This is a genomic window from Streptomyces sp. NPDC058683 (assembly GCF_042716195.1).
Lineage (GTDB): Bacteria > Actinomycetota > Actinomycetes > Streptomycetales > Streptomycetaceae > Streptomyces.
Genome location: NZ_JBHXSK010000047.1, coordinates 1 through 5,658 on the forward strand (window position 1 = coordinate 1; position 5,658 = coordinate 5,658).

At 73.8% G+C, this 5,658-nt stretch carries 2 protein-coding genes; one reads left to right on the forward strand and one right to left on the reverse strand.

Annotated features, from left to right (window positions below):
- Positions 1 to 34: 34 nt before the first annotated feature.
- Entirely contained in the window at positions 35 to 1,537 is a 1,503-nt protein-coding gene (locus ACFWXC_RS39365; RefSeq protein ID WP_384486643.1) for a PQQ-binding-like beta-propeller repeat protein, read from the reverse strand.
- Between the two features lie 553 nt (positions 1,538 to 2,090).
- Here ACFWXC_RS39365 and ACFWXC_RS39370 point away from each other — a divergent pair.
- Complete coding sequence (locus tag ACFWXC_RS39370) at positions 2,091 to 5,636, forward strand: SCO5717 family growth-regulating ATPase (RefSeq protein WP_384486645.1); 3,546 nt, start codon at positions 2,091 to 2,093, stop codon at positions 5,634 to 5,636.
- The last annotated feature ends 22 nt before the right edge of the window (positions 5,637 to 5,658 follow it).

Sequence of the window (5,658 nt, forward strand, 5' to 3'; positions counted from 1 at the left end):
TTCCCGAGTTGCGCGTGCCGCCCCACAGCCGGGCTCAGCTCTCTCCAGCGCTGCCGATGCCGAGCACGGACAGCACGGCGGCCTTGGGGTGCTTGTCGTCGGCGGCGAGTTCCCGCTTCGCGAAGAAGACCCTGCCCTGTTCCACCACGATGTCCGACTGCGTCGGGTCGCCGAGTTCGCCCTCCTCGTCGGACGGGAGGCCGAAGAGCAGGTACGGGGTCCGCTTGCCGGTGCGGGGATTCCAGGCCTCCACAGCGGACGGTTCGATGTCGCTGAGGCTGCCGCGGAAGACCAGCAGACGGTCACCGCTCATCCGCAGCGGGACGACGGGTTCCAGGGGCCGTCCGTCGAGTTTGCCCACGGTCTTGCCGGTCGTGCGGTCGAAGGCGACGATCCAGTTCTCCGGCTGGTCGATCTCGGACTGGTCCTTGCTGGTGACGTAGACCTGGTCGGGCCCGACGACCACGCCGTCGCAGTTCTCCAGGTCGCCGAAGAAGCCGAGCGAGAAGTAGCGGTCGCCGCACCGGGGGTCGTAGGCGTCGCCGCCCATGGAGATGGTGGCGAGCTTGCCGCCGTCGTCGCCGTCGAGGGTGATGAGGTCGGTGACCAGGGTGTCGCCCGCCGCGACCGCGAGTACCGGCGGATCGGCGGAGGGCAGATAGACGTCCTGGACACCGGCGGCGACCTTGTAGGTCCAGCGCGGCTTCCCGGTGCGCGGGTCGAGCCGCTGCACCCGGTAGGTGGTGTCGGGTGCCGCTCCGCAGGCCTCCAGGGCGAGCAGCGCGCCTCCGCCGGCGAAGCCCTTGTCCACGCACCTGGCGCCGGTGGTGCTGTTCCAGAGCCGGTCGCCGCTCTTCATGTCGTATGCCACCGAACCGTGCCCCCAGGCCACGGCGACGACGCCCTTGGTCAGCGTGAGGTTCGTGTTGGTGACATAGGCCTCGCGCGCCGAGGGCATCTTGGCGGTCCACAGCTTCTTGCCGTTGTTCAGGTCGACGAAGACGACCTCGTCGCAGATGCCGGCGTCCTTGGTGCCCTTGCGCCTGCTCGGCTGCACCACGACCGCGGTACGGCCGTCGACGGTGACATGGCCGCTGGTGGCGCAGAGGTGACCGTCCAGCTGGAGGGTCCAGGCCGTGTCGTCGACGCCCGCTTCAATCCTGACGCCCACGATCCGGGTACCGATGCCCTTGGCCAGGACCTTGCCGGTGGCCCAGGTGCCCGGCGCGTACCGGGGGCTGGGGTCACTCTCCTTGGGGAGGTCCTCCTCGTAGTGGTCGACCACGACCCGGCCCTCGGGCGAGGCCGGGTTCCGATCGGTGGTCTGCCGTATCGCGTCCGGGGCGGGGGCGGCGGCCTGCCGGGCGGCGGACGACGTGTCGTCGCCCTGGGACATCACCAGCGCGCCGCCCGCGGCCAGCACGACGGCCACGGCGGCCGCCACCGCGCCGAACATGCGCCTGCGCCGCTTCCTGCGCTCGCCGTCGGCGGCGAGTGTGGACTGGGTGTAGATGGATGGAGGTGGGCCGAAGCTCACGCCGAACGTTCCCTTTCTTCCCTTTTCTTCTCTGCTTCGCGCTACGCGTACGGCAGAACTTCCGGGAAGGCTGCGGCATTTGCCGTGCACACCTCGTACTCCCCCGTCCCCCGTGGCGTCCGCGCGCAATACCCCCGACTTCGGGGAGAGTTCATCTGTGCTCACGCGAACACACGCTCACCCTATCCCCTGCGCACCAGGGCATCATGGACATGACCCACACCCCCGGAACGGCCAACTACTGCCCGAACTGACGGTTCTTGCCCGTTTTGTTCATCGATTGTTGGGCAATACGAAAGCTCTGCACAGGAGTTCCGGGCAGGGTGTGACCAGGCGGACGTCCGTATTGAGACGGACGGGCCTGCCGAGGTCCGGCTCCTGGTGATTAGGCTGGGAGGGGGCGCGACGTCAGGACCGTGAACAAGACGTCGGTGCCCCGAGGGGGAGAGCCGGTGGATCGGACTACCTCAAACGAATACGGATGCTGAGAACGACACGACATGGTCGTCGCGCCGGCACGGCATGAGGGTGCTCGACCACACCAGGAGGAACTGTGAGCAGCGATCGGGACGGGATCCGCGGGGGCTGGGCCACACCCGGCGAAGACCAGCCCGACGCGGAGTCCCTCAACGAGATGACGGGCGAGTTCACCATCGACTACGCGCCGCCCGCCTGGTACACGCAGAACGCGGCGGGTGGCCCGGGAGCGGCCGAGGGTCCCGGCGGACCGGGGGCGGCTCCGGGTGCCCCGGGGTCCGGTGACCAGCCGGGCGCGCCCGGCGGACCGGGGGCTCCGGGCTCCGGCTCCGGTACGGCGCCTGCCGCGCAGCCTCGTTCGCCGTTCCCGCCGGGGGCGCCGATCCCCGGCCTGACTCCCCCGCCGCACGCCCAGCAGGGGGGCGGAACGGCGGGTCCCGCCGGTCCGTTCACTCCCGCGCCGACGTCGGCTCCGGGTGCGCCCTTCACCCCGCCGCCGACGGCGACGCCCGGGGCACCGTTCATCCCGCCGGCCGCCTCGACTCCGGGTGCGCCGTTCACCCCGCCGCCCACCACCGCGCCTGGCGCGCCGTTCACCCCGCCGCCCGCCCCGGCGCCGGGTGCTCCGTCGGCGTCCGCGCCTGCTGCGACGCCGGGAGCGCCCTTCACCCCGCCGCCCACGTCAACGCCCGGCGCACCGTTCACGCCCCCGCCCGCGTCAACGCCCGGCGCGCCCTTCACTCCGCCGCCGACAGCGACGCCCGGGGCACCGTTCATCCCGCCGGCCGCCTCGACGCCGGGTGCGCCGTTCACGCCCCCGCCCACCGCCACGCCGGGTGCGCCGTTCACGCCGCCCGCCCCGAGCGCGGACGCGGGGGCGCCGGCCGCTCCGCCGGCGCCGGTCGCCCGGCCCGCCGCGCCGTTCACCCCTGCCGCGCCCCCCGCGGACGGTCCGGCCGCCGTGCCGAAGCTCCCGGTCGGTTTCGAACCGCAGCGGCCCGCCGCCGACGAACCGGCGCCGGAGCCCGAGCCGGAGAACGGCGACCTGGACAGCGGGTCGACGATGCGGTTCTCTCCCGTCGCGCTGAAGCGTGACATCGCCGAGGCAGCCGAGCAGGCAGCCTCGGTCGAGAACGCGGCCGCCGAGCAGAGCCGCGCCGAGGACGAGGCCGAACCCGAAGCCGACGAGGAGGAGCAGCCGGCGGCCGACGTCATCGCGCTGCTGGTCGACTCCGGCACCAGCGGCGCCGCCGAATCGCCCCACGGCCACACCGAGGACGAGGCCCCTCGCGACGACGACGCCGACCCCAGCGGTACGGCCCAGACGGACGAACTCGCCCAGGACGCCGCCCCGGTGGACGACACCGAGGAGGACGAGCCCCAGGACGCGGTCGCCGACACCGACGACGACGAGTACGACGAGACGCACTCCGCGTCCGACGATGCCGCCGACGCCGTAGCCCCCGCGGACACCAGCGAGCCCGAGGACGCGCCCCCCGCGCCCCAGGACGCCCTAGCCGCCGCTCCCGCGCCGCAGGACGCGCCCCCGGCTCCCGAGGCCGCCGTGCCGCCCGCCGCCTGGACTCCCCCGCCGGCGCCGACGACACCGCCGGCGCCGCCGGCCGTGGTGCCGCCCTTGCCGCCGTCCTACCAGCCCGCGGCCCCCGCACCGGCCGCCCACTGGCCGGCCCAGCCGGCGCCGCCCGAGCAGGCGCCCGGTCAGCCGCAGCCCCAGCCGGCGCCCGCGCAGGGGCCCACGGGTGTGCCCGGGCAACAGCCGGGGTTCCACCCGCAGGCACCGCAGCCCGCGCCCGCAGCCTGGCAGCAGCCCCCGGCCCAGCAGCCGGGCGCGCCCGTCCCGCCGCAGGCACCGGACGGCTACGGCTTCCCCCGGCCCGGCGTCCAGCCCCCCGCGCCCCCGGCCGCACAGCCGCAGCCCGCCGCCCCCGACGCACAGGGCGGTTACGGCTACCCCGGTGCCCCCGTGCCCCAGGCGCCCGCACCGGCCGGCTACGGCTTCCCCCAGCCGGCCGCGCAGCCTCCGACGCCGCCGGCTCCCGCGGCCCAGCCCGGCGGCTACGGCTTCCCGCAGCCCGGCCAGCAGCCGCAGGCCCCCCAGGACCCGCGCGCCGCCCAGCCCGTCCAGCCGCCCGCTCCGGCCCCGTACCCCGAGCAGCAGGACCCGCAGGCTCCCCAGCCCCCGGTCGACCCGCGGGCCGGTGCCGCCTGGCCGCAGCCCATGCAGCACGACCAGCGGCAGATGACCAACCCCGGTGCGGCGCCGCTGGGTTACACCGCGGCCGTGGAGCTGTCCTCGGACCGGCTGCTCAACAACAAGAAGCAGAAGGCGAAGAGCGGCCGGCCCGCCGCCGCGTCCTCCCGGTTCAAGATCGGTGGGAAGAAGGAGGAGGCCGAGCGGCAGCGGAAGCTGGACCTGATCCGTACGCCGGTGCTGTCCTGCTACCGGATAGCGGTGATCAGCCTCAAGGGCGGTGTCGGCAAGACCACCACGACCACCGCGCTCGGCTCCACCCTCGCCACCGAGCGCCAGGACAAGATCCTCGCCATCGACGCCAACCCGGACGCCGGCACGCTCGGCCGCCGGGTGCGCCGCGAGACCGGCGCCACCATCCGTGACCTGGTCCAGGCGATCCCGTACCTCAACTCCTACATGGACATCCGGCGGTTCACCTCCCAGGCGCCGTCCGGTCTGGAGATCATCGCCAACGACGTCGACCCGGCCGTCTCGACCACGTTCAACGACGAGGACTACCGGCGCGCGATCGACGTGCTGGGCAAGCAGTACCCGGTCATCCTCACCGACTCCGGAACCGGTCTGCTCTACAGCGCCATGCGCGGTGTGCTCGACCTCGCCGACCAGCTGATCATCATCTCGACGCCGTCGGTGGACGGTGCGAGCAGCGCGAGTACGACGCTGGACTGGCTGTCCGCGCACGGGTACGCCGACCTCGTGTCGCGGTCCATCACGGTCATCTCCGGGGTGCGCGACACCGGCAAGATGATCAAGGTCGAGGACATCGTGGCGCACTTCGAGACGCGCTGCCGGGGTGTCGTGGTCGTCCCCTTCGACGAGCACCTGTCCGCCGGTGCCGAGGTCGACCTCGACATGATGCGGCCGAAGGTGCGCGAGGCGTACTTCAACCTCGCGGCGATGGTCGCCGAGGACTTCGTACGCCACCAGCAGATGCACGGCCTGTGGACCAGCGACGGCAACCCGCCGCCGGTCGCCGCCCCGCCGATGCCGGGCGGGCTGCTGCCCGGCCAGCAGTACGCGCCGCCGCCGGTTCCGGGCCAACAGGAGCCGTACGCGCCGGGACAGCCGTACCCGCAGCAGCCGTATCCGCAGCAGCCGGGACAGCCTCCGCAGCAGGAGTTCTACGGCCGGCCCCAGCCCGGCGCCCAGCCCTACCCGCCGCAGCAGCCGGGCCAGCCGTATCCCCCGCAGGCGCAGGCGCAGCAGCAGCAGCAGCCCGGATACGGCTATCCGCAGCCGGGCGCCCAGCCCCCCGCGCCCCCGGTCCCGCCCGGCGGCTACGGCTTCCCGCAGCAGCCGCAGCCGGGCCAGCAGGCCCAGGAGCCGCCGCAGCCTCCGCAGCAGTAGCGGAAACGCCGAAGGGCTGTCT